We start from the raw sequence: 23,118 nt of genomic DNA, 5'->3' as shown, positions 1-23,118 counted from the left end.
ATGAGGAAAATTCGGGATGGGAAATTACATGACACCCAAACCGCCCATGCCGGGGAAAAATTTGGTCGCCGACAGCTCGCCCCCTCAGGAGAATTCGGGATGGGGAATTACATGACGCTCAAACCGCCCAAGCTGGGGAAAAACTTGATTTCGACAGCTCGACCCCTGCCAGGTCTCAGATCGCGTCGTTGACACGACTCAGGCGATCACCCAGACTGGAATCCGGTACAGCCACTGAATCCCCGGAAATGCGAAATCCCGGGAGCGGCATACTGGCGAACCGAGGTAAAACTTGGCGATCACGCGGCTTTTACATAAGCCTCTGTGCATCGGGAGTTTACCGCACGGCAAGCAGGAGATGAAAAGGTGTGATGACATAGATGCAACATGTTCAGCACATTGATGAGTGTTCAGTAATTCAATTCGCGAACGACATGTGCTTCACTCGCGCGACCCGAGGAGAGCCGCGATGAGCACTCACGTCGCCTCGTCTACTGGGTCCCAAGCCCTCCTGTCGCCGAGCATCGTGCGATCCACGGTATTACCCGTTATTGAGCAGCAGGTTTCCGCGCTCGATCCGCCGGCCTTGGCCCGGATCTGCCGTTACCATCTCGGCTTCATCGACGAACAGGGCGAGCCCAGCAGTACAGGCGACGGCAAACTGACCCGTGCCAGCCTCATGACGGCGGTCGCCGACGGAGTCGGCCTGCGGCCGGAGGACGTGCAGTTCCAGGCGGCAGCGGTGGAGTTGCTGCACAACGCGACCCTCCTCCACGACGACATCGCCGACACGGACGAGCTGCGCCGCGGCAGGCCGGCCGCGTGGAAGGTATTCGGCGTAAGTCTGGCCATACACGCCGGGAACGCGCTCCAGGCTCTTGGGCTGCGGATAGCCGTGGACGACTCCGGCCCCGGCCACCAGGAAATCATCGCCTCGTTCGCCAAGGCCATCGCCCTGGTTCACGCGGGCCAGGCGCGCGAGCTCACCCTCCAACCAGGCCCGGGCGCCAGCTTCGAGGCGTACGAGCACATCGTGATGGAGAAGGCTTCCGCACTGCTGGAGTTCTCGCTGGGGGCCCCGGCCCTACGGGCGGGCAAGCCGGAGAGTGTCCTGGCCGCCCTGCGCGGCGCGAGCCGGCACTTGGGCATCGCTCTGCAGATCTCCAACGACGTGGAGGACATCTGGGGCGATCCCGCGGTGACCGGCAAGCCCATCCGGGGAGACATCAAGCGGCGCAACCTGACCTTCCCCGTGCTGGCCGCCTTGTCCGACGACAGCCCGGCCGGCGAGCGACTGAGCCGGTTGTGGCACGCGGACAGCACCACGGCGGCGCACCTGGAGGAGTTGGCCGACCTCATCGAAAAGACCGGTGGGCGTCATACGGCCGAGCAACTGTCCCGCAGTCACCTGGACTCGGCGGTGGACCACCTCGGACAAGCCGGACTGACCCCGACCACGACCGCCGAACTGACCACCTTGTTCGACCGCATCGTCAATCGCGCAGGATGACCCGCGCCGCCCGACAGGGTCGGCATGTGAATCGGAGTTTATCATCATGACCACTACCCACGACACCCCGGCCTCCCCTGTCGTCCGCTCCGAATTCGAGCGCCGGGCGCAGGCCCACTACGAGACCAAGACCCAGGACCCGATCAACCTCCTGCTGGGCGAGGAGGACGGGCTGTACCACCACCACTACGGCGTCGGCCCCTTCGACAAATCCGTGCTGGAGGTCCCCGCGTCCGAGCGGGACGCGGCGATTCTCGGGGAAATGGCCCGCCTTGAGAACGAGCAGGTCGAACTGGTGCTGCACGGCCTGGGCTCGCTCGCGCCCGACGCGAGGGTGATGGACGGCGGATCGGGTCGCGGCGGCACGTCCTTCCTCGTCAACCGGCGGTTCGGCTGCGAGGTGGTCGGTGTCAACTTCTGCGCCCACCACATCGAGTTCGCCGAGCGTCTCGCCAAGGAGAAGCACGGCTGCGACGACAAGGTCTCCTTCAAGTTCGCCAACATGTGCGACACCGGTCTGCCCACGGGGTCGTTCGACGCGGTGTACACCAACGAGACCACCATGTACGTCAAGCCCGCCGAAGCCTTCGCGGAGTTCGCCCGGCTGCTGCGCCCGGGCGGCCGCTACGTCTGCGTCACCTGGTGCGCCAACGACGCCGTGTCGACCGACAGCGCGGCGGTGAAGGCCATCGACGAGCACTACGACTGCCACATCAACAACCGCAGCGAGTACTTCCAGGCGCTCGCCGACAACCACCTCGTGCCCTCGCAGGTCTGGGACCTGACCGAAGAGGCCATCCCGCACTGGGAGCTGCGATCCCAGTGGGGACTGGCCACCGGTGTGGAGCAGCCGTTCCTCGACGGACACCGGAGCAACGAGCTCAACTACATAGTCGTGGTCGCCGAATACACACCGCCGGCCTAGAGAGACCGTTGCTCCACGGAGACGGGAGCAACACACTCAACGCACTCACCTACCTGGTCGTTGTCGCCGGAGCCGCACCCACCGCGCCCTGAACCCTGAACGGCGTGGGGGCGTGCTCACGGCACACGCCCACCGGGTCAGGCCGGAGTTGCCCTCACCGCGCGCACGGCGGGCGCCCTCGAGAAGTTGCCCGGTACTCGAGTGGTGCCCGCCGTTGCGGTGATCGCCGTCGGATCGCGGTCGCGGCGGTGGGGCATTTCGACGGGACCGGGTTTCGTACCGCGGGGCGACTGTCCGGTTGCACTCGGCGTCGACTCCGGCGGAGGTTGTCACGGGTCACAACGATGTGGAGATTTGTCAGTGTCAGTGAACACCCCAGCTCAATTGCCTTTCGAGCAGACACATCTGCTGCATGTCGCGCCAGGGCTGCGTACGCTCCAGTCCCAGGGCACGGTCCATCGGGTCCGTACCGTCGACGGGGACGAAGCATGGCTGGTCACCGGTCACGCTCAGGTACAGCAATTGTTGGACGACGACCGGCTCAGCCGCTCCAATCCCGACCCGGGGTCCACCGCTCGTGACAAAGGGTCCGCGTTTCTCGACAGCCTGCTGGGCAGCCTCGCCGCCGACCACGCCCGGATGCGTTCGGTACTGGAGCCGCCCTTCTCACCCGAGCTGATGCTGGCGATGCGCTCCCACGTCGAAAAACTGACCGAAAAACTGCTGGACGAGCTGGCCGGCCAGACACAACCGGTGGATCTGCGCCAGGCATTGGCCCTACCGCTTCCGATTCTGGTGATGTGCGACTGGCTCGGCGTACCCCATCAGGACAAGGACAAGTTCAGCGTCTGGACCCAGGACGCCGCCAATGTGCAGGACCCCGTCCGGTCCAAGCAGGGGATGGCCCAATTGTTCGGCTATTGCCAGCAGCTTGTCGCGGACAAGCGGGAAAATCCGGGCGATGACGTGATTTCGCGGTTGTGCGCGACCGAGGGCCTCAACGACAAAGAAGTCGTGGGGCTGACCGCACTGTTGCTGTTCGGTGGTTACGAGACCACGGTGGCCCGCATCGGCACGGGCGCACTGCTGTTGCTGACCAACCCTGAGCAGCGGCAGAAATTGCTGGACGACCCGAGTCTCATTCCGGGCGCGGTGGAGGAAATCCTGCGGATGTCCATGCCGAACCCGCACAACGGTGGAATGCCCCGTTACGCGCGGACGGACCTGGAGATCGACGGAACCACCATCCGGGCCGGAGAGCTTCTGCTGCTGAACATCATCGCGGCCAACCACGACGGGACGGTCTTCGCCGACCCCGAGCGGGTCGATGTCACCCGTCACACCGCGGGGAGCCTCACCTTCGGACACGGCATGCACTCCTGCGTCGGTGCGCCGCTGGCCCGGATGCAGTTGCAGGTGGCGCTCGCCCGGCTGGTCGAGCGATTCCCGACCATGCGGCTGGCCGTCGACGTGGCGGACCTGAGGCTGCGTCACGACACCCTCACCGGCGGGCTGGTCGAACTTCCGGTGACGTGGTGACCGGCGTTCCGGCAGCAGCGGGCCGCGCCCGTACCCCGGGTATGTCCGCGCGCCTGGTCAAGAAGAGCCCTGATCCACTCCGCGTCTACCTCATCCTGATGCGGCTGCACGCACCCACGGGTGTCCTGCTCTACCTTCTTCCCGGGTTGTGGAGCCTTTCCCTCGCCACCGAAGGTCGACCCGACCTGTCGGCGGTGGTCCTTCTCGCCCTCGCCGCCGTACTGGTGCGCGGGGCGAGCTGCGCGGTCAACGACGTCATCGACAAGGACATCGACGCCCAGGTCGCCCGTACGGCGTCGCGTCCTGTCGTGACGGGGGCGATCAGTGTCGGGAACGCCCTCCTCTTCGCCGTCGCGCAGGCTGTGGCCTCCCTGGCGCTCCTGGCGCTGGTGAACGTGGAAACGGCCCTGGTCGTCGGTGCCTCGTACCCGCTGCTGGTCGCGTACCCCTACATGAAGCGTGTGTTTCCTTGGCCCACGGCATGGCTGGCGTTGGTGATCAACGTGTACGCGCTGGCCGGCTGGACGGCCGTGACCGGGAGCATGGACTACCCGCCGAGTGTGCTCGGTCTGTACGCGTGCGGGTTCTTCTGGACCCTGTTCCACGACACGGTCTACTCCCACCAGGACAAGGAGTACGACCGGAGCATCGGCGTCAAGTCCTCGGCTCTGATGTTCGGCGACTCCAGCAAGGCGTGGCTGGGCGTCTTCATCGCGCTGAGCGTCGCCGGCGCGTTGTGGGCCGGTGCCGAGGCGGGGACGGGTTGGGCCTTCTACCCGCTCGTCGTGGGTGCGGGGCTCCTGCTGTCCTATCTGGTCGTACGCGTGAACCTGGACGATCCGAAATCCTGCTGGGACGCCTTCGTCGCCAACCGCTCCTTCGGCTGGATCATTCTCGCGGCGACGGTCGCCGGACAGTTCACCTGACGGAGCCGGATCCGCGGCACGTCACTGACCACACGTCGCTGACCGTACGTCGCTGACCGCACGGCACTGACCGTATGTCGCTGACCGCACGGCACTGACTGAAGGATGGGATACGAATGACAGATTCGATGTGGCAGGGCCCCGGCGTCGACCTGGACGCCTATCTGTCCCGCGTGGGATACCTGGCCGAGGTGGCTCCGGACCTCGCCACACTGCGGGGCCTGCACGCCGCCCACGTCGGGGCGATCGCCTTCGAGAACATCGACGCGGTGCTCGGCCGACCGGTGCCGTTGGACCTGGACAGCGTCCAGGACAAGATCCTGCGACGCGGCCGTGGTGGCTGGTGCATGGAGCACGTCGTCCTGGTGGCGGCCGTACTGGACCGGATCGGGTTCACGTTCTCGGCGCTCTCGGCCAGGTCCCGGATCCGTACCGGAAACAAGCTGGGCCCCGCCGTCCACGTCGCCCTGTGCGTCGAGCTGGACGGCGAACAGTGGCTCTTCGACGTGAGTTTCGGCGGATACGGGCTGCATGAGCCGATCCGTCTCGCCGATAACGCGCGGCTGGACGGCGACTGGCCCTTCGACATGGTCCGGGAACCGCACGGCGAATACGTCCTGCGGTCCGTACGGCCCGATGGACCGGTGGATCTCTACGGGTTCACCACGGACCCGCGCTATCCCTCGGACTTCGAGATCCTCAACCACTTCTGCCTGACCCATGCCCGCTCACCGTTCAACCACCGGATGGTCCTCCAGCGCACACAGCCCACGGTGAGGCACGTCCTCATCGGCAACGCGCTCACGGAGATACGGCTCGGAGAGCCTCCCGCGCAGCGGGAACTCGACGAGGACGAGACGCTTTCCGCTCCCGAGAAGATCTTCGGGATCACCTTGGACCCGAGCGATGTCCAGTCCCTCAAGGCCACGTCGGGCACGACGGGGACCGGTCTCTGACCTGGACCGGTCGGGCGCCCGGCTCCCCCTGGGCAGCAGGCGAGATCAGAAGGATCACTATGGAAGAGATGCCCAAGAACCCGGAATTCGGAGCATTCTCCGTGGCGGAACGGCTGCGGTCGCTCCCGGAACACGATCCGAATGATCCGGTGGAGAACGCCATCCTCAGCAGGCTCGCCGGCAACTGGGACCGGCGCGCCACGGTCAGGCGGCGGGAGGAGACTCTGGACGACGTCTTCGAGCGGGACAAGCCGGACTTTCCCGTGGCCCTGCTGCCCTTCCGGAACCACCCCACCTATCTCGGCCTCGACGACGAGGCCAAGGCCCAGCTCCTCGCGTGGGGCTGGGTGGCGTTCAACAAGAACGTCATGGACATCGAGCAGTACGTGGTCAATCCGGGGTTCGGCCTGATCGCCAGGGAAGCCTTCGACACCGGGCTGGACGAGTCCCTGGTCATCGCGGTGACGCAGGCCATGGTCGACGAGCAGTACCACACGCTGATGCACCTGAACGCCAGCGCCGTGACGCGTCGGCAACGCGGCTGGCGCATGCCCGACTCCGCACTTCCGCTCGGATACAAAACGCGTCGGCACGCGCACCGGCTCTCCGCCGCCGGGACACCCGAGCATCAGGCTCTGGTCTCGCTCGCCTTCACCACCGTCGCGGAGGTCTCGATCAACGCCCATCTGGACCTCATCGCCGAGGACCACGAGATCCAGCCCGTCAACCGCCTGACGGCCGTCCTGCACAACCGTGACGAATACTGTCACGCCTCCATCGCGAGCACCGTCGTCCAGGAGGCATGGAAGCGCTTCACCCCCGAACAGCGCGGCTACTTCCTCACCGAACTGGCCGACGGGATGGAGGCGTTCGCCGCCCACGACTTCACGACCTGGGCGAGGATCATGGAACTCCTCGGAGTGGAGGGAGGCGGACAGATGCTGCAGGACATCAAGAACGCCTCCGGCAGTGGCCGGCTCCTTCAGGACTTCAGCGGGTTGCGGAGTCTGTGCCAGGAGCTCGATGTCCTCGACTCCGTCCCCTTCGACTGGTCAACGGTGGCGACCGACGTCCCCTGACGACCACCGACCACGCTGCGCCTGATGTCCGAGCCGAGTTGAGCCAAGCAGCGATCCATTGGACCGGGACGTGCCCGCACTCTCCTCTCTTCCGCCTCCCACAACACTTGGTGCTTACTCATGCGCGTCCTGCTGATCGACAACTACGACTCCTACACCTACAACCTGTACCAGCTCCTGGCGAAGGTGTACGGCATCCCGCCCGTCGTCGTACGGAACGACGCCGCGGCCTGGGGCCACCTCGATCTCGACGGCTTCGACGCCGCGGTGATCTCGCCGGGACCGGGGCACCCGTCCATCCCTCGCGACTTCGGCCGCTCCCGTGACGTCCTGGAGCACGCCCGGCTTCCGGTCCTGGGCGTGTGCCTCGGGCACCAGGGCATGGGGCTCCTGGCGGACGCGCGGATCGTCCCCGCGCCGCAGCCCCGGCACGGATACCTGTCCACGATCCGGCACAGCGGTGACGGAATCTTCGCCGGTGTCCCGCAGGAGTTCACCGCGGTGCGCTACCACTCGCTGAGCGTCGCCGAACCCGTGCCCGCGCATCTCCGGATCACCGCGCGTGCCGAGGACGGGGTGGTCATGGGGCTGGCTCACCGCGATCGGCCCTGGTGGGGGGTGCAGTTCCACCCCGAGTCGATCTGCACGGAGCACGGTGCCCTCCTGATGGCGAACTTCCGTGACCTGGCGCTCGATTCGGGCGCACGCGAGCGGAGTACCAGCATCCGTGACAGCGAGGTCAGCACCGATACCGGCACCGATGCCGTTATGGATGACATGGCCACGTCCGTCGTCGTACCGTCGGCTCCCCACCCCCAGCCCCACCCGCACCCACACCCACACCCCACGGAACTCCAGGCGCAGATCGGCGTCCTGGAGGGCGCCGTCGACGCCGAGGCCGCGTTCCTGGCCCTGTACGGGGCCAGCGCACGCTCCTTCTGGCTCGACAGCTCGCACGTCGAACCGGGCCTGGCCCGCTTCTCCTTCTTCGGCGCGGCGGAAGAGCCCGGAACGGAAATGCTCACCTATCGGGTGGAGGACGAGCATGTCGTCGTGGATCCCGCGGGAGGCATTCCCCATCCGGAGGACGGCACCATCTTCGACGCCCTCAACCGCCGCACCGGCCGGGTGGTCACCGGTGCCGAGGAGTTGCCCTTCGACTTCACCGGCGGCTACGTCGGCTACTTCGGTTACGAGTTGAAGGCCGACCTCGGCGGCCGGCGCACCCACCGGTCGGAGACCCCGGACGCCGTATGGCTTCAGGCCGACCGCTTCATCGCCGTGGACCACGCCGAGGACCGTACCTATGTCGTCGCCGTGTGCGAGCAGCAGGACGTGGACACCGCCCAGAAGTGGGTCAACGCGGTGGTCCCCACCCTGGCCGAGCTGCCCACGGCGCCGGCTGACACCTCTCCCCCACCCCGCGCCGAGAACCATGACGCGTCGCGACGGCTGGTCCGCTCACGCACCCAGTACCTGGCCGACATCCGTGAGTGTGACCAACGGCTGCGGGAGGGCGTGAGCTACGAGATATGCCTCACCAACAAACTCCGCCTGCCCGCACCGGCCAACGACATCGCCTACTACCAGCGCCTGCGCCGGCTGAACCCCGCTCCTTACGCCGCGTTCCTGCGTCTCAGCGAGGTCACGGTCTTCAGCTCCTCACCCGAGCGTTTCCTCAAGGTGGACGCCGCTCGTACGGTGGAGACCAAACCGATCAAGGGAACGGCGCCCCGCCACCCGGACGCTCGAACCGATGATGAGATACGGCGCTCCTTGCAGAAGGATCCCAAGACGCGCGCGGAGAATCTCATGATCGTGGATCTGCTCCGCAACGACCTGGGACGGATCTGCGAGATAGGCAGCGTCGCCGTCCCCTCCCTCATGGTGACGGAGTCGTACGCCACCGTGCACCAGTTGGTCTCCACGGTCACCGGCACGCTGCGCGACGACACGTCCGCGGTGGACGCGGTACGGGCGTGCTTCCCCGGCGGATCCATGACCGGAGCGCCGAAGCTGCGCACCATGGAGATCATCGACACGTTGGAGAACGAAGCCCGCGGGGTCTACTCCGGGGCCATCGGCTTCATCGGATACACCGGAACCACCGACCTCAGCATCACCATCCGCACCGCCGTACGCCACGACGGTGAACTGACCATAGGCGCGGGTGGCGCCATCGTCCTCGACTCCGACCCCGTCGCGGAGTACGAGGAGATGCTGCTCAAGGCCGAAGCGACCCTGCGGGCACTGCCCAAGGCGAGGGTCTCGGGCGCGTAGACGCCAACGGTTACGAAGCCCCGGCCCCGTTCCGCACAGGAGCGGGGCCGCTGCCGTGGGCCGGTGTGCCCGCCGATCCTCGCGGTGCCCGCCGATCCTCGTAGTGGGCGCCGATCCTCGCGGTGGGCGCCACGGCCGCGGCGCCCACTGCGAGGAGGTGTCAGCGCAGGTTACGGCGGAGTTCGTGCGGGAGGGCGAAGGTGATGGACTCGTCGGCCGTCGTCACCGTGGAGACGTCCGCGTAGCCCCGCTCGGCGAGCCACTGCAGTACGCCGTCGACCAGGACGTCGGGGGCGGAGGCGCCGGAGGTCAGGCCCACGGTCGTGACGCCCTCCAGCCAGGCTTCGTCGATCTCGTGGGCGAAGTCGACCAGATGGGCGGCGGGCGCGCCGGCGTCGAGGGCGACCTCGACCATGCGGACGGAGTTGGAGGAGTTCCTGGAGCCGACGACGATGACGAGTTCGGCCTCCTCGGCGAGTTTCTTCACCGCGGTCTGCCGGTTCTGCGTGGCGTAGCAGATGTCGTCGCTGGGCGGGGAGGTCAGGTTCGGGAAGCGTGACTTGAGGGCGTCGACGGTTTCCATGGTCTCGTCGACGGAGAGGGTGGTCTGGGAGAGCCAGACGACTTTGGACTCGTCGCGTACGGAGACGTTGGCGACGTCCTGAGGTCCGTCGACCACGGTGATGTGGTCGGGGGCCTCACCGCTGGTGCCGATGACCTCTTCGTGCCCTTCGTGGCCGATCAGGAGGATGTCGTAGTCCTCCCGTGCGTACCAGACGGCTTCCTTGTGCACCTTGGTGACCAGTGGGCAGGTCGCGTCGATGGTCGCGAGGTTACGTTCGGCGGCTTCCGCGTGGACGGTGGGGGCGACGCCGTGGGCCGACAGCAGAACGATGGCCCCCTCGGGCACCTCGTCCGTACGTTCCACGAAGATGGCGCCCTTGTCCCTCAGGGTCTGCACGACGTGTTTGTTGTGCACGATCTCGTGGCGGACGTAGATGGGCGCCCCGTACTGTTCCAGGGCCTTCTCGACGGCGAGCACGGCGCGGTCCACGCCCGCGCACCATCCGCGGGGGGAGGCCAGCAGAACGCGGCGGGGGTGTGCGGCAGGCTCGGGTACTGCGGGCGAGTTGGTCATATGGTCCTCGACGTCGTGGGGAAGGCCAGGGAACGCAGTACGGCCGTGACGGGCAGGGGAGGGGCGTGTGCGCCGGCGTCGTCGGGGTTGCCGAGAACGCCCAGGGGACGCGTGCGGGCCGCCGCGGTACGCGGGCCTGGTCCGGGACGGTGGTGGGGGCGTGGCAGGACAGGTGCAGTGGGGGGCATGAGCATCCTTCCGCCGCGGACGAGCGCGGCAGGAGTCGCAAGGGCCGTGGTGACTGCGTGCTGTTATGAGGGGTGAGGTCTCTTCAGGTGCTCCCCTTCGGAATGCGTCAGCACCGCGATCGCGGGCTCATCGGGGGCACTGGGGGCACTGGGGGCATTGTGGATACAGGGGACACTGGGAGTACCGGGCGCAATCAGCCCAGGTCCGCGCGTACTGTGCTCGCCGTGCGCCACACCGGCGAGCGTCTCGGTAGTGGCATCGCACACCAGGGGTCGCAGCAGAAGCAGCACCACGCTACGGTAGCGGACGGCCCGTACGACTGAACAGGCAGCGAACAGACCGTGCCGACACGTGAGTTGACCGCAGGTTGACCAGGGGGCGCTCGTGCTGTACACACCCTTTTCCTCGGCCGATCCCGGCGGCGCGCGGAGCCGGGCCGACACGCGTAAGCCGGCCCGGCAACAACCCGACTGGGACGACCCGTCACAGGTCCGGCGCATCCGGGAGGTACTGGCCGCCCGCCCGCCGCTGGTCAGGGCGGAGGACGTACGCGTACTGCGGACGCTGCTGGCCCAAGTGGCCCGGGGCGAGGCCCTGGTGGTGCAGGCCGGGGACTGCGCCGAGAACCCGGACGAGTGCGACGCCGGGTACGTGTCGCGCAAGTCCGCGGTGCTCGACCTGCTCGCCGCGACGCTGCGGACGGCCGCCCGCAAGCCGGTCGTACGGGTCGGACGCATCGCGGGCCAGTTCGCCAAGCCTCGCTCCAAGCCTTTCGAGCGCATCGGGGATCTGGAACTGCCGGTCTACCGGGGCCACATGGTCAACGGCCCGGAGCCCGACCCGGAGAGCCGGCGGCACGATCCGCTGCGCCTGCTGACCTCGTACATGACGGCCAGCGACACCATGGAGCACCTGGGCTGGCGCGGGCCCACCGCCCTGGGCCACCGGACCCTGATCGAGACCCGGTTGTGGACGAGCCACGAGGCCCTCGTCCTCGACTACGAAGTGCCCATGGTCCGTGGGCTGGGTGACGGGCGCCGCTGGCTCGGCTCCACGCACTGGCCGTGGATCGGCGAGCGGACCCGAAATCTGGACGGCGCCCACCTGGACCTTGTCGCCGGCATCGTCAACCCGGTCGCCGTGAAGGTCGGCCCGACCACCACCCTGGAGGACATCACCGTCCTGTGCCAACGGCTCGACCCGCTGCGGGAACCGGGCCGGCTCACCCTCATCGCACGGATGGGCGCCGATACGGTCGCCGACCGCCTGCCCGCGCTCGTGGAGGCGGTCCGGGTGGCCGGCCATCCGGTGATCTGGCTCAGCGACCCCATGCACGGCAACACGGTGACCGGCCCGGACGGACACAAGACCCGCCTGCTGGAGACCATGACACGGGAGATCCGGGGATTCCTCCGGGCCGTGACCGATGCCGGCGGCACTGCGGGCGGACTGCACCTGGAGACCACCCCCGACGACGTCCTCGAATGCGCGGCGGACCTCTCGATGTACGAGGGCAAGCCCGTCCGCCGCACCAGCCTGTGCGACCCCCGCCTCAACCCGGACCAGGCCGTTGCCCTGGTCTCCGTCTGGTCCGACGCCAACGTCCGGCCCAGGGCCTTGAGCCAGGGGCCACGGACGATCCCGGCACGTAAGTACGCGCGGGACTTGAACGAAACGGCGTGACCGCGAGGCAGGTCGTTCAACCCGGCCCGCCATCCCGTTCTTCCCATACGGTCACGGGTTCACCGGCGGGAATCCGCAACTCCGGGCCGTCGTCCAGCGCCAGCAGGACATCGGGCCGCCCCGCCACCCCCGGCTCGCCGCGTACTCCACGGACCGTGTGCCACGCGCCCCATACCCGTACGACGTGACCAGGACGCACGGCGAGCGCACTGACCTCCACCAGCAGCACCCCGCGCCCACCAGGAACAGCTCAGGTACCTGCTGGAGATCTCGACGCACGCGTCGGTCGACCTCAGGGTCATCCCGTACGAGAAGGGCGAAGAGGCGGCCCAGATCGGAGCGTTCATGATTCTCCAGTTCGCGGACGAGGACGTACCGGACGTGGCCTTCGGCGAGTCGGTCGCGGGGAGCCTGACCATGGAAGGCCCCCGTGACCTACGCCGACTGCACCGGCTCTTCCGTGGCCTCACCGAGTCGGCCTACTCTCGGGACGAGAGCCGTGACGTCATCGCGCGCACCCTGAGCAAGGAAGAATGACTGATGGAGAAGGCAGACCTCTACTCGATCGACCCGGCCGAGCTGTCCTGGCAGAAGAGCAGCTTCACCGCCAACAACGGTGAGTGCTTCGAGCTGGCGCCGCTCCCCGGCGGCGGAGTGGCGGTCCGCGACTCGAAGAACCCGTCGGGCCCGCATCTGTGCTTCACGCCCGGTGAGTGGCATGCCTTCAAGTCCGGTATGGCCACAGGCGACTTCGACAACCTGTAGCCAACAACCGGCGGCGCCTGGTCAGCCGAGAGGCCGGCGCACTTCGTCGCGTATTTTCTGGACGTTCTGCGCGACAGCATCAAGGTCGACGGATTCAGGGTCTTGCGCAACGTCCCCGGCGTGGAAGAACGTGACGTAGGCAGCGGTGTTCTCGTCCCCCCACGCGCACACGGGGAGGGTGGAGGTCGCGCCCTCGTCCTCGGAGAGCAGAACCGTGCATTCCAGACTGATGTCCGATCCTTCCGGCGTAATGGTCTTCGGCGGGTTGGGCTCGCTCATCCCGTCCGCGTCCCTCATGCTGCGCAACAGGAGCGTCCTCTCGCCATCCGGGTTCTTGAACTGCCCAAATGTCCCGCCGACGACGAACCCGTTCTGCGCGTCCGTACCGGCGCCCGCGTACGTAGCCAGGATTCCCCGCGTATAGCGTGCGTCCGGCCCGTCGCCGTAATCTCCCTGCTCCGCCTCGTCGTTCGTTTCGGCGCTTTCGTCCTTGACCAGTTCGTACCCGTCGCCCAGGAGCGTCTTCGGAACGGTGAGCTGGTACGTGGCCGCCGGGAAGGCGTCCGAGGAGCTTCCCGAGGAAGCGCTCCCCCGATTACCGAGGTAGGAGAGAACGAGCAGCCCCACGACGGACGCCGCGACGATGCCGAGAATCATCCCGGTCCGGTTCTTGCGCGGCGGCGGCCCCGGAGGGAACTGCCCCCAGGGCGCTTGGCCGGCGTACGGCGGAGAGGGCTGCTGGTACTGCCCGGCCGGATACGGGTGGGGAGCGTAGGGGTTCGGCTGCTGCGGAGGGGGGCCGTACGGGCCCGGAGACTGATGGGGCGGCGGTGGCATGCTCATGATCGCAAATCCTATGCGTGCAGCGGGTGCGAGCCTCCGAGCCGCCCGATCACACCGCCACCCGCGTGGGCACGATCCGTTCCCCCACGGCCTCCGGAAGCGGATACTCGCGCTCCACCGGCAGCAGGGCGGCCACTTCCTCGTCGTCCCCACCGCGAACCGCCCGGCGAATGTCGCCGACCATGCCGGTGATATCGGTCATGCCGACGATCCACTCATCCAGATACCTCTCGACCGCCTCCCCCGACAGGCCGATCTGAATGGCACGCCGGGACAGCGGATTCAGCCCGATATCGCGATCCGGATCCCACTGCACCCGAACCGGACTCGACTCCAACTCCGCCCGCCACTCCGCCTTGTCGCGGAAGCGGGTCCGGTCGAAATGGCTGAGGCACGCACGGGAAAGAGCCCACTCGAAGCCTTCCCGCGTGATCTGGATGGACAGGATCCGCTCCTGATCGGGCTTCGTGGCCCAGCCCGAGCGATACATCATCCAGAGGAACGAGGGCTTGATCCACGTCATCCGGGCACGCCTGAAGGGATCGACGAATATTCCTGCGGCCACTGCGGGGTCGGCGATCCTTGCCGGGTACGCCTGATACACCGTGATGGTGCCGTCCGTGAAGGCGGCACGAATTTTCGGAGTCATACGGAGTCCTCTGCTGCCCATACCTCGGGATGATTCAGGATCGGCCCTTCGACCTCAGCCGCACCGCACGCATACAGGAGCCAGCGCAGATCTTCCCACGAGAAGAACGGCTCGCCCCAGGTGTCGGCCCAGAGCCGCAGTCCACCGTTCGGCAGGGACGTCAGATCCCACCATGACCACCCCCGGACCTCTACTTCCGGATCAAATCGGTACAGCCAGCTCCGCAATGCCCAGGGCTTGCTTCCGGTCTTCTCGGTGTAGTGCAAGCTCCCCGTCCGGGCGAATTCCTCGACAGGACCATCGCCCTCACGGCACACTGCACTGAACCACGCCGGCATGGTGTCGACGGGGAAGTCGTCGTCCTCGAACTCCTCCGACATCGCGAGCGTCAAGACCGCGTTCATGACAGACCGAAGCCGGATCGCGTACTCCGCACCAGGCACCTCGACCGCCAGGTCGAAATGAGTGAGGACGGGAGGGGCGGAAGAGGCTTCCGGACGTTCAGAGGTACGGGACCTCTCCAATTCGAGATCTTCGATTTCATGCAACATTACCGATACCCCTGTCCAGACCGCTCAAGCCTTCCCAAACAGGAGAGGCCGTCGATGCGCACCCGCACGCGCACGCAGTAAGGGGCGCCCGTACAGCAGCCCGTATCCGACCGAGCGCTTCAGTCATCGAGCCAACTGAGGGGATCCTCTTCCGGGGCATCCGTAAGTGACGTGACCGAAATAGGCACTGCCAAGGATGCCAACTTACCAATCACCCAAGGCGAAAGAAACAACTGGGATCCAGTTCCCACCGATCCCTCGATGGCTAGTTGAACCGCGTGGCCAGTTTCAAGGAGATTCCCCACTCCAGCCAAGCGCGGCTGGAATTGATCCACCAATGCAACAACTTTGGATTCCAAGTCATCGCTGAACTCTTCGCCGTACGTGTACGTCCACCAGTTCGACCCCGAACTGGTCAAAACGCCAGCCCTCGACGGAACGGATTCAATGCCCAGAACGTCACAGACGACCTGAGTATCGAGGGGCTCTTTCGCTACAATCAGTGAGATATTCACGGATTCCCAGGAATCGATCACAGCCACGACACACCCCCGCTCAGCCGACTACCGCTCATTGATATTGGGAATAATTTTCACCGGAGTTTGCAGGCGATAAATCCTCGCCATCTCGTCTCCGGAGAAGATGATCTGGGAGCCGTTGCCTGCAAACCCAGAAATGACGATAGTCGTTTCACAGCCTTCGGCTCTCAGCATTTCCAGAACCCTGGTGCACCCCTCGGCTGCCCGAAGAATTACGTCGAGCTGCTCCGAAAGGATTCTGCTCGTACGCTCGTCACACTGGAGACGCCATTGCCCGTCGGTATCCCCGGCGGGATTCCAACGATCAACACCGGGCAGCCGCACGTCCGAAGGAATCAGCCCCAGGCGCTCCGTGACCGAATCGGGGTCGAGATCATCTTTCTTGACCACAAGCGTTACAGCCGTCAGAATCCACGAATCTCCTGGCTGCCGAATGTCACTCATTGAATCCCCACCCGTTTTCCCTGCCAAGGCTACCCGTCTGGACAATCACCCGAGGCTGACACTCCAGACGTCCCCGTGCCCCAACCAGCCGCCTCGCTCTTCATGGTCATTGCCCACCAAGACGGACATCCGTGAGTGTCGTAAACGAAATGGGCATCGCCGAGTACGCCAACCTGCCCATCACCCAAGGTGAAGGAAATAATTGAGATCCCCTCCCCGGATGGTTAACCCTTTCTCGACACAAGACCAAATCGCGACTTCCCAAGCGAAACACTGTCCGCCTCGAAAGCCACGAGAGATCCTGGTGATTCAATTTTGACATGAATCTTCCCAGCAGCACCCCCGACCAGAGTCACATCCTTGCGAGCCGGACCGCTCCAGCCTTCGACGGTGAACGCTTGAACGTCGAGGAACGTAAGATAGAACTCGAATGAATTAAATTCACGAGCCTCTGATACGTACTGCCCATGCTGCGGCATGCGTGACGTTTCGAAGCCCAAAGTAACACCGCGTCCACGCTCGTCCATCAAGAAATAGAACAAGTCACAGCCGTTCAGCTCCGGCACCTGATTATAAAATCGATGGATCTCCTGCGGGTCCTCAAGGAAGGAAGACCAACTAGATTCGCTCATAAAAGGTCCTCTCGCACACGTCGGGAAGAGACGTGAAGATCCGCGCATCCAGCCGACTCAGAAATTTGCGCGGTCCGCCATCTGAACCATCTCCGGCCCTGGCGAATGATGAAATATGGCCAATAAGAAGCTCGTCGCCGGCAGTAAAGGAAAACTTACCCGCCCCCTTTGCCGCGGCAACAGAAATTCTACTCTCCCCCAGATGGGAAATCGAGATGTCAACAAGGGAGTGAGGCAGGCTCGAAAGAACGACGCGATCGATCGCCAAGAATTTTATGTGAATTTGAAGCGTATCATGGCTGGATTCCAGAGAATCGTCCGACATATTATCCGGAAAGACAGGGAGGTCCAGCCTCAAGGTCAATGAAGGGCCGCGCCAATCAAGATGGACCGACCGAAGCCTGACAGCCTCAAGGGGAGGAACCTCCGAGTACAGAGAGGTGAGCAAATGAGAATTTCGCACCAGGTCAATCCAGCGACGGGTCATAGTAATAGTGCTCCTCAGCGCCGGGAATCTGCCCATTTCGGGTATTGCCATACGGCCTCACATGTACATGTGGACCCTGATAGCCAGGTTCGCCTGGTTTTTGATGACCGAACCAATGATCCTGGAACACAACAATATCCCCAGAAGGTGATTCGTACCATTCTTCCCTGTAATAGATAGGCTTATGATTTTCGTCCAGTAGTTGCTTGCCTCCCTGCCAATCCGGGGTTGTGGCAGGCACCCAGTCGTCCACGTCGAATGGTTGTGCGCCTTCAGGGATGCCGGCATCCCTGAGTGCTTGAGTCTTGGCGTCGGCCAGCGGACGCGGCGGGCACGGCTTCAGCCCCAGCGGGTCTGCCCATGTGTGCGGGTTGTCGACGTACGTAGCCGGGTTCGGAGCCGGCCCCAGCCCCAGCGGGTCCTGGCTGAGGTAGCGGGCCGTTTCCGGGTCGTAGTGGCGGAAGTAGTTGTAGTGCAGGCCCGTTTCCGGGTCGAAGTACTGGCCCGGGAAGCGGAGGGGCGTGTACGTCGTCGCGTTGGTGTTCCAGGTGGTGGTGCCCCAGAGGGTGGTGCGGGTGCGCCAAGCCGTTTCGCCGTGGTCGTCGATCAGTTCCGTGGGGGTGCCCACCAGGTCCGTGACGATGGCGAAGAAGCGTTCGTCGATGACCTCCTGGGCGTCCGTCGACGTGAGGCGTTCGGTCTGGGCCAGGGGGTGCAGGCCCTGGTGGTGCCAGGTGAGGGTGATCGGGTGGGGCTGGTCGGGGGTGTGGGTGGTCTGTTCGCAGAGGGTGGTGCCGTCCCAGGTGAAGTCCACCTGTTCCTCGACCGTAGCGCCGTCCGCCGCCAGGCGCTGTTTGGCGGTGCGGCGGCCCAAGGGGTCGTAGAGGTAGTGCCAGTGGGCGCCGTCGGGGGTGGTCACGTCCGTCAGGTGGTCTTCGGCGTCCCAGGTGTAGCGCCAGATGTCGGGCTTGCGGGAGAGGCGGGTCTTGCGGCGCTCGACGATGCGGCCCTGGGCGTCGTGTGCGTAGTGGACATCGCCTGCGCGGGTGATACGGGTGCCCGTGTAGGTGCGGGGGCCTGTCGCCTCCGCGCCGGGGTGGGTCGCGGGCCAGGCGGCTTCCGTCTGGTTGCCGGCCTCGTCGTACGCGTACCGCTCCGTCCAGTCCCCGGCGTGGACGCCGGTCACGCGGCCCGCCGCGTCCAGGTCGAAGCGGCGGGTGCCGGAGAGCTGGTCCTCCATGGCCGTGAGGTTGCCGTCGGCGCGGTAGCTGTACGTGCGGCGCTGGAGGCCGCGCCCCGCGCCGGTGACCGTGTGCGCGGTGAGGCGGCCCACCGCGTCCCACTCATGGGTGAGGGTGACGGCGTCCCCGATGCGGCGGGTGAGTTCGTTGCCCGCCGCATCGCGTTCGAAGGTGATCGTGCGGCCCGCCGTGGTCAGGGAGGTGCGCTGATCCGCCGCGTCGTAGGTCCACTCCGCCGTGGCGCCGGTCGGCGTGGTCCGGCCCGTGCGCCGGCCCAGGGTGTCGTACGTGTACGAGGTCGTACGGCCCGCCACCGTCTCCGAGACCAGATGGCCCGCCGGGTCGCGGAGCAGGGTGAGCGTGGTGTCCGGGCCGACCGCCTCGGCGAGACCGTCGGTCAGGTCGTACGCGTACCTCGTCACCGCTCCGTCGGCGTCCTTGGACGCGATACGGCCGAGCGCGTCACGCGTGTAGGTGATGGTCTGGCCCAGGCCGTTCGTACGGGAGCGCAGGGCGCCGGCCGCGTCGTGCGCGTACGTGAGAACGCGGCCGTCGAAGTCCGTCTCCGCTATGACGCGGCCGGTCGGGTCGTAGCCGTACTCCCAGGTCAGACCCTGCGGGTTGGTGACCCGGGTGAGGTTGAGGTCGGTGTCGTGGGTGAACTCGTACCGTGTGCCGTCGGGGCCGGTGCGGGCCGTCAGGAGGTCGAAGTGGCCGTACTCGAAGCGGGAGACCGCCCCCATCGGGTCGGTGTGGCTGGTGCTGTTGCCCTCGCCGTCGTACGTCCAGGACTCCTCCGCGCCGTCCGGGGCGGTACGGCGGGCGAGCCTGCCCTCCGCCGTCCACTCCAGGAGCGTGGTCGCCCCGAGCGCGTCGGTCAGGGTCACCGGACGACCGAAGCCGTCCCGTACACAGCGTTTCACCGCTCCCAGCGGGTCGACGACCTCCGTGATCAACCCGGCCGGGTCGCACCGTACGCGGGTGGTGCGGCCGAGCCCGTCGGTCATCGACAGGAGGCGGCCCGCCTCGTCGTACGTGTAGCGCGTGGTGACGCCGGCCCGGTCGGTCGCCGAGACGCGGTTGCCCCGGTCGTCGTAGGCGTAGCGCCGTACGGTGCCGTCCGTCGCGCGGACCATGGCCGGCAGGCCCGGGGCGTGGTACGTCACCGTCGTCGTCCGGCCGTCCGGACGTTCGGCCTCGACGAGGTTCCCGTCCGCGTCGTACGCGAACCTCGTCGTCCTGCCGAGCGGGTCGGTCCGCGACAGCAGCCGGTGGAAGCGGTCCCGCTCGAAGCGGGTGACCGCGCCGGCCGGGTCGATCTCCGCGACGACCTGGACATCCGCGTTGATGAGGTAACGGCTGCTGTGGCCGAGCGAGTTGGTGTGCGTGGTGACGCTCAGACCCGAGTCCGGGTCCTCCGGGTCGCTCGCGTCGTAGCGGAAGGTGGCGGACAGGTGGCCCGCCGCGCCGGCCTGGTACGTACAGCGGTCACGCTCGTCGTAGACGTAGTCGAAGCGGCTGCCGTTGGTGTCCGTCCAGGACGTGATGCGGCCGTGCTCGTCGTTGCCGAACCGCAGGGGCAGGCCCGAGGAGTTGGTGACCTCGGTCAGATGGCCGTCCGTGTAGGCGTACCGAAGGATCTCCTGGTCGGTGCCGTCGGGGGCCGCCCCGGCCAGGTGCAGGGCGGTGACTCGTCCCTCGGCCGTGGTCAGCCTGAGAAGGTAGCCGCCGTGGTGGGCGATGGTCGTCGGGGCCCCGGCGGTGTCGTACTCGAAGGTGATCCAGTTGCCGTTGCGGTCGTCGAGCTGTGCCAGGAGCGCCAGGTCCTCGCCGTGTGCGGTGAAGTGGCGGATCCGGCCGGTGTCCGGTTCCGTGACCGTGTAGCCGCCGTCCACGTCCCGGTCCAGCGGCCAGCGCTGTCCGTGGGACGGCAGGACGGGAACGCCCGGCGCCGGATGCGGGTAGGCGAGCAGGCTGCCGTCCTCCCGTACGAGGACCACGCCTTCGGAGTCGATCTCCAGCCGCTGGTCGACCGTGCTCGCCCAGGTCGGACCGAACCAGCCGCCCGCGCGGTACGACGACTCGAAGGTCCGCGCGAACACCAGCGGAAGCGATCCGGGCAGCGCGACGTCCGTCTGGGGCAGGATCATCCTTCCCGTGGCGACATCGACCGGGTCCCCCGTGCAGGTCTTCTCGTCGTGCCGCCTGCTGCTGCCCGGAGGGTCCTGCCCGACCCCCTCGCGCGCGCCTCGTCTTCCTCCCGCCTTCACGCCGTCCTTGATCCCGGCCCGTGCGGTGGAGGCCACCCGGCCCGTGCCCTTCGTGCCGAGCAGCTCGGGGACGAGCCGGCCGAGGAACTCGCTGGGGTCCTTCTTCGCCGCGACCCAGGCGTCCTTGAGTACCTGGTCGGGGTCGGCGGCCACCGAGACCAGGCCCGCCAGCGTCATGTTGACGCTCTTGTAGTACTCGGCCGGGTGCGTGATGTTGTACGGGTCCGCCGGGTTGAGCGAGCGGGCGAAGTTGGTGATGCCGACCGTGCCCTTGACGATGCCGCCGCCGAAGTGGCTGATCTCCGTGGACTGGCTGACCGAGTAGTCGAGCGTGCCGAGCTTCGCCCGTTCGGTCGCCGAAGGCATCGCGGGCGCGTGGGCCAGCGCCGCCGCGACCGCCTTCCTCGCCGTGTCGCCCGCCTCGTCGCGCTGGCGGCGGGCCTCGGTGAGGATCTCCCGGGCCCGTACGCGCCGCGCCTCACCCGGATCGGTGAACTCGCCCGGATCGGGGAGGGGGTCGGGGCCGTTCCTCGCGGCGTTGTACGCCTCGGCCTTCTTGTTGTACGCGTCCACCGCAGCCTTGGAGGCCGCCTCGCCCTTCCGGTGCAGGGCGATCGCCTCCCTGGCCTCGCCCTGTGCCCAGGTGACCAGGTCCGCGTAGGTCTCCAGCGCCTTCGCCGCGTCCCCGAACGAGTCCGCCGCGCGCAGCCAGTCCCCGGCGAGCGGTGCGAACTTCTCGCGGAACGTGTCCGCCGCCGCGCCCTTCCAGCGGCTGGGGTCCAGCTTCTTCATTCCGCCGCCGACCAGGTCGAACGCGTCCCGGAAGTCCCTGAGGTTCTTGACGCTCGCGGTGATCCTGGACGGACTGCCGTGGATCAGCTCGTCGGCCTCTTCGCTCTGGCCGAGCTGCTGCTCCCCCACCTTCGCGCCGAGCGAGGACGCAGTGCTGTCGCCCCAGTCCTCGACCTTGTCCGCGAGGCCCTCGGCGCCCGCGTACTCCAGGCCGGCGCCGGCCTTGTCCGTGGCCCAGTCGACGCCCTCTCCGACCTTGCGCTGACCGGCCTCCCAGCCGGCCTCCAGCTTTCCGAGCCCCTTGTCGGCCAGCTCTCCCCAGTCGGTCACCGGCCGTCCGCCCCGTGCTCGGATCCGTGCTCGGATCCGTGCTCGGATCCGTTGTCCGATCCGCTGTCCGACCCGCCGCTCGGGCCGTACCGCTCATCCGCCTGCTGGACGGCCGCCTCCGAGGGGCTGAACGTGTCGCGGAGCTTCTGCTCCCCGGGGTCGTTGAGCTCCGGGCTCACGATGCCCGTCTCCTGGAGGTCCTTCAGCGCCGCCCGCTCCGCCACGTACATGGTGTCGCCCCAGTTCTGCTTCACCTCGCCGTGCGCCTCCGCGAACGACTCGGCGCTGTAGTCCGCGCCGTCCGTCGCCGACTGCGAGCGGATCTCGTCCCAGCTCTTGCCCTGGACCTCCTCCTCGCTGAGATGCGGGTTCCCGTTCACCGCGTTCACCGCGATCTTGAACGTGCCTTTGACGTACTGCTCCTGCTCGTGGAACGCCCCGGCCGACAGCCCCACCCCGGAGGCGAAGTTGTTCCCCCGCCACATCAGCGCCCGTACGCCCCACTCCCAGCGTTCGCAGAACGCGTCGAACTGCGTGGTCAGCCCCTGGTGCCCCAACTCCAGGCCCGTCAGCGCGAGTTCCGTGAAGCCGCGCCCCGCGGTCGCCTGGCCGATCGCGCCGAGGTCCTTCAGTTCGCCGTGCGCCTTGTCGATGCCCTCGGCTATCAGCGCCAGGGCCTCGTCCGGGGCGTCGAGGTCCTTGGCGTCCCCGCTCACCGCGCACCCCCGGCACCGAGGTCCACGGCGGCCGTGTCCGGCACCACCCCGGCCACCGGCGGGAAGACGGTCCCGTCGGGGCTTCCCGCGTCGAGGGCCACACCGGCGGGTACGCCCAGCAGGGGCACCAGCACGTCCAGCAGCCGGGCGCCCAGCACCGTACGGTACGGCCACTCCCGCGCCGCTTCCCCGCGCGCGACGGCGAACCGGGCCAGCGCGGCCTCGTCCGAGAAGGCGCAGATCCACCGGATGCCGCCCTGCTCCGCCGTCCACAGGCCACCCTGGCCGTCGTCGGGGACGAGTACGGCCGTACGCCGGAATTCCCCCAGCAACGCCGCGAACCCCGCCCTCGCCGCCGCGATGCCGTCAGCGGGCGGTACCGGCACGATGCCGTCAGCGGGCGGTACCGGCACGATGCCATCAGCGGGCGGTACCGGCGCGGGCGCCGACGCGGGTGGTACCGGCGCGGGCGCCGGTGCGAGGCGGCTCCCGTCGGCCTCCGAGCGGGCCAGATCCGCCAGTCTCAGGGGGCGTTCGCGCCCTGATGGTCCGTCGCCGCTCATGGTCATGAGCCGGATTCTGTCGTGATCGTATTACTTAATGCAACGCCAAAAGGCCCGGCCCCGTACGCGCG

Annotated in this window: 20 protein-coding genes and 1 pseudogene; 10 read left to right on the top strand and 11 right to left on the bottom strand. The window is 67.0% G+C overall.

Annotation, left to right across the window (positions count from 1 at the left end):
• Positions 1-469: 469 nt before the first annotated feature.
• From ACIO3P_RS18690 to pabB, 7 genes are all read left to right on the top strand, one after another.
• Positions 470-1,510: a polyprenyl synthetase family protein gene (locus ACIO3P_RS18690; RefSeq protein ID WP_401851368.1), complete on the top strand. Its 1,041-nt coding sequence runs from the start codon at positions 470-472 to the stop codon at positions 1,508-1,510.
• Positions 1,511-1,556: 46 nt separating this feature from the next.
• Positions 1,557-2,435 carry an SAM-dependent methyltransferase gene (locus ACIO3P_RS18685; RefSeq protein ID WP_401851370.1) on the top strand — a complete coding sequence of 293 codons (879 nt, stop codon included), beginning with the start codon at positions 1,557-1,559 and terminating at the stop codon, positions 2,433-2,435.
• A 360-nt stretch (positions 2,436-2,795) separates the two neighbouring features.
• On the top strand, positions 2,796-3,974 hold the full coding sequence (locus ACIO3P_RS18680) for a cytochrome P450 (protein ID WP_329829131.1): 1,179 nt from the start codon (positions 2,796-2,798) through the stop codon (positions 3,972-3,974).
• Complete coding sequence (locus ACIO3P_RS18675) at positions 3,971-4,900, top strand: 4-hydroxybenzoate octaprenyltransferase (protein WP_329829130.1); 930 nt, start codon at positions 3,971-3,973, stop codon at positions 4,898-4,900. The genes ACIO3P_RS18680 and ACIO3P_RS18675 overlap by 4 nt, the downstream gene beginning before the upstream one ends.
• 116 nt (positions 4,901-5,016) lie before the next feature.
• On the top strand, positions 5,017-5,856 hold the full coding sequence (locus ACIO3P_RS18670) for an arylamine N-acetyltransferase (protein WP_329829128.1): 840 nt from the start codon (positions 5,017-5,019) through the stop codon (positions 5,854-5,856).
• Positions 5,857-5,924: 68 nt separating this feature from the next.
• Positions 5,925-6,935, top strand: a complete 1,011-nt coding sequence (locus ACIO3P_RS18665) for a diiron oxygenase (RefSeq protein WP_329829127.1) — start codon at positions 5,925-5,927, stop codon at positions 6,933-6,935.
• 120 nt (positions 6,936-7,055) lie between these two features.
• Positions 7,056-9,215, top strand: a complete 2,160-nt coding sequence (gene pabB / locus ACIO3P_RS18660) for an aminodeoxychorismate synthase component I (protein WP_401851372.1) — start codon at positions 7,056-7,058, stop codon at positions 9,213-9,215.
• Positions 9,216-9,375: 160 nt separating this feature from the next.
• On the opposite strand, the gene ACIO3P_RS18655 is transcribed toward pabB, so the two are convergent.
• Complete coding sequence (locus tag ACIO3P_RS18655; RefSeq protein ID WP_329829123.1) at positions 9,376-10,353, bottom strand: 4-hydroxy-3-methylbut-2-enyl diphosphate reductase; 978 nt, start codon at positions 10,351-10,353, stop codon at positions 9,376-9,378.
• Positions 10,354-10,929: 576 nt separating this feature from the next.
• Here ACIO3P_RS18655 and ACIO3P_RS18650 point away from each other — a divergent pair.
• The 3 genes and pseudogenes from ACIO3P_RS18650 to ACIO3P_RS18640 all read left to right on the top strand — a co-directional run bounded on the left by ACIO3P_RS18650 (position 10,930) and on the right by ACIO3P_RS18640 (position 12,990).
• Positions 10,930-12,225, top strand: coding sequence for a 3-deoxy-7-phosphoheptulonate synthase (locus ACIO3P_RS18650; RefSeq protein WP_401851766.1), 1,296 nt, complete (start codon positions 10,930-10,932; stop codon positions 12,223-12,225).
• A 234-nt stretch (positions 12,226-12,459) separates the two neighbouring features.
• Positions 12,460-12,762: pseudogene (locus ACIO3P_RS18645) on the top strand (Scr1 family TA system antitoxin-like transcriptional regulator); the annotation flags it as partial.
• A 3-nt stretch (positions 12,763-12,765) separates the two neighbouring features.
• Positions 12,766-12,990: a DUF397 domain-containing protein gene (locus tag ACIO3P_RS18640; RefSeq protein ID WP_329829122.1), complete on the top strand. Its 225-nt coding sequence runs from the start codon at positions 12,766-12,768 to the stop codon at positions 12,988-12,990.
• A gap of 21 nt (positions 12,991-13,011) precedes the next feature.
• Here ACIO3P_RS18640 and ACIO3P_RS18635 read toward each other — a convergent pair whose 3' ends face one another.
• The 10 genes from ACIO3P_RS18635 to ACIO3P_RS18590 form a co-directional block, all read right to left on the bottom strand.
• Complete coding sequence (locus tag ACIO3P_RS18635) at positions 13,012-13,647, bottom strand: hypothetical protein (protein ID WP_401851375.1); 636 nt, start codon at positions 13,645-13,647, stop codon at positions 13,012-13,014.
• Between the two features lie 235 nt (positions 13,648-13,882).
• On the bottom strand, positions 13,883-14,482 hold the full coding sequence (locus ACIO3P_RS18630; RefSeq protein WP_401851376.1) for a DUF4291 domain-containing protein: 600 nt from the start codon (positions 14,480-14,482) through the stop codon (positions 13,883-13,885).
• Positions 14,479-15,033, bottom strand: a complete 555-nt coding sequence (locus ACIO3P_RS18625; RefSeq protein WP_401851379.1) for a hypothetical protein — start codon at positions 15,031-15,033, stop codon at positions 14,479-14,481. Before ACIO3P_RS18625 ends, ACIO3P_RS18630 begins: the two co-directional genes overlap by 4 nt.
• Positions 15,034-15,152: 119 nt before the next feature.
• A complete protein-coding gene (locus ACIO3P_RS18620; protein WP_401851380.1) occupies positions 15,153-15,575 on the bottom strand; it encodes a hypothetical protein in 423 nt (140 codons plus the stop codon).
• A gap of 21 nt (positions 15,576-15,596) precedes the next feature.
• Positions 15,597-16,016 (bottom strand): DUF4279 domain-containing protein, encoded by a 420-nt coding sequence (locus ACIO3P_RS18615; RefSeq protein ID WP_401851383.1) that lies wholly within the window; start codon positions 16,014-16,016, stop codon positions 15,597-15,599.
• Between the two features lie 224 nt (positions 16,017-16,240).
• Positions 16,241-16,648, bottom strand: a complete 408-nt coding sequence (locus ACIO3P_RS18610; protein WP_401851386.1) for an Imm50 family immunity protein — start codon at positions 16,646-16,648, stop codon at positions 16,241-16,243.
• Positions 16,635-17,135, bottom strand: coding sequence for an Imm50 family immunity protein (locus ACIO3P_RS18605; RefSeq protein WP_401851389.1), 501 nt, complete (start codon positions 17,133-17,135; stop codon positions 16,635-16,637). Before ACIO3P_RS18605 ends, ACIO3P_RS18610 begins: the two co-directional genes overlap by 14 nt.
• Complete coding sequence (locus ACIO3P_RS18600) at positions 17,116-21,768, bottom strand: putative T7SS-secreted protein (protein WP_401851392.1); 4,653 nt, start codon at positions 21,766-21,768, stop codon at positions 17,116-17,118. Before ACIO3P_RS18600 ends, ACIO3P_RS18605 begins: the two co-directional genes overlap by 20 nt.
• Positions 21,765-22,484 (bottom strand): hypothetical protein, encoded by a 720-nt coding sequence (locus ACIO3P_RS18595; protein ID WP_401851394.1) that lies wholly within the window; start codon positions 22,482-22,484, stop codon positions 21,765-21,767. Before ACIO3P_RS18595 ends, ACIO3P_RS18600 begins: the two co-directional genes overlap by 4 nt.
• Entirely contained in the window at positions 22,481-23,053 is a 573-nt protein-coding gene (locus ACIO3P_RS18590; protein WP_401851396.1) for an SseB family protein, read from the bottom strand. Before ACIO3P_RS18590 ends, ACIO3P_RS18595 begins: the two co-directional genes overlap by 4 nt.
• Positions 23,054-23,118: the final 65 nt, after the last annotated feature.

Origin of the sequence: Streptomyces sp. NPDC087310 (genome assembly GCF_044744405.1) — a bacterium.
In the GTDB taxonomy this organism is placed as follows: domain Bacteria; phylum Actinomycetota; class Actinomycetes; order Streptomycetales; family Streptomycetaceae; genus Streptomyces.
Note: the sequence above shows the minus strand (reverse complement) of the source record. Positions and strands in the feature narration are given on the sequence as shown.

What these genes read in the sequence shown, in the direction of transcription:
- ACIO3P_RS18625 (WP_401851379.1), bottom strand. Translation starts at nt 15,033, where the DNA reads ATGTTGCATGAAATCGAAGATCTCGAATTGGAGAGGTCCCGTACCTCT.
- ACIO3P_RS18640 (WP_329829122.1), top strand. Translation starts at nt 12,766, where the DNA reads ATGGAGAAGGCAGACCTCTACTCGATCGACCCGGCCGAGCTGTCCTGG.
- ACIO3P_RS18605 (WP_401851389.1), bottom strand. Translation starts at nt 17,135, where the DNA reads ATGACCCGTCGCTGGATTGACCTGGTGCGAAATTCTCATTTGCTCACC.
- ACIO3P_RS18655 (WP_329829123.1), bottom strand. Translation starts at nt 10,353, where the DNA reads ATGACCAACTCGCCCGCAGTACCCGAGCCTGCCGCACACCCCCGCCGC.
- ACIO3P_RS18685 (WP_401851370.1), top strand. Translation starts at nt 1,557, where the DNA reads ATGACCACTACCCACGACACCCCGGCCTCCCCTGTCGTCCGCTCCGAA.
- ACIO3P_RS18690 (WP_401851368.1), top strand. Translation starts at nt 470, where the DNA reads ATGAGCACTCACGTCGCCTCGTCTACTGGGTCCCAAGCCCTCCTGTCG.
- ACIO3P_RS18670 (WP_329829128.1), top strand. Translation starts at nt 5,017, where the DNA reads ATGACAGATTCGATGTGGCAGGGCCCCGGCGTCGACCTGGACGCCTAT.
- ACIO3P_RS18635 (WP_401851375.1), bottom strand. Translation starts at nt 13,647, where the DNA reads ATGATTCTCGGCATCGTCGCGGCGTCCGTCGTGGGGCTGCTCGTTCTC.
- ACIO3P_RS18615 (WP_401851383.1), bottom strand. Translation starts at nt 16,016, where the DNA reads ATGAGTGACATTCGGCAGCCAGGAGATTCGTGGATTCTGACGGCTGTA.
- ACIO3P_RS18590 (WP_401851396.1), bottom strand. Translation starts at nt 23,053, where the DNA reads ATGACCATGAGCGGCGACGGACCATCAGGGCGCGAACGCCCCCTGAGA.
- ACIO3P_RS18630 (WP_401851376.1), bottom strand. Translation starts at nt 14,482, where the DNA reads ATGACTCCGAAAATTCGTGCCGCCTTCACGGACGGCACCATCACGGTG.
- ACIO3P_RS18665 (WP_329829127.1), top strand. Translation starts at nt 5,925, where the DNA reads ATGCCCAAGAACCCGGAATTCGGAGCATTCTCCGTGGCGGAACGGCTG.
- pabB (WP_401851372.1), top strand. Translation starts at nt 7,056, where the DNA reads ATGCGCGTCCTGCTGATCGACAACTACGACTCCTACACCTACAACCTG.
- ACIO3P_RS18610 (WP_401851386.1), bottom strand. Translation starts at nt 16,648, where the DNA reads ATGAGCGAATCTAGTTGGTCTTCCTTCCTTGAGGACCCGCAGGAGATC.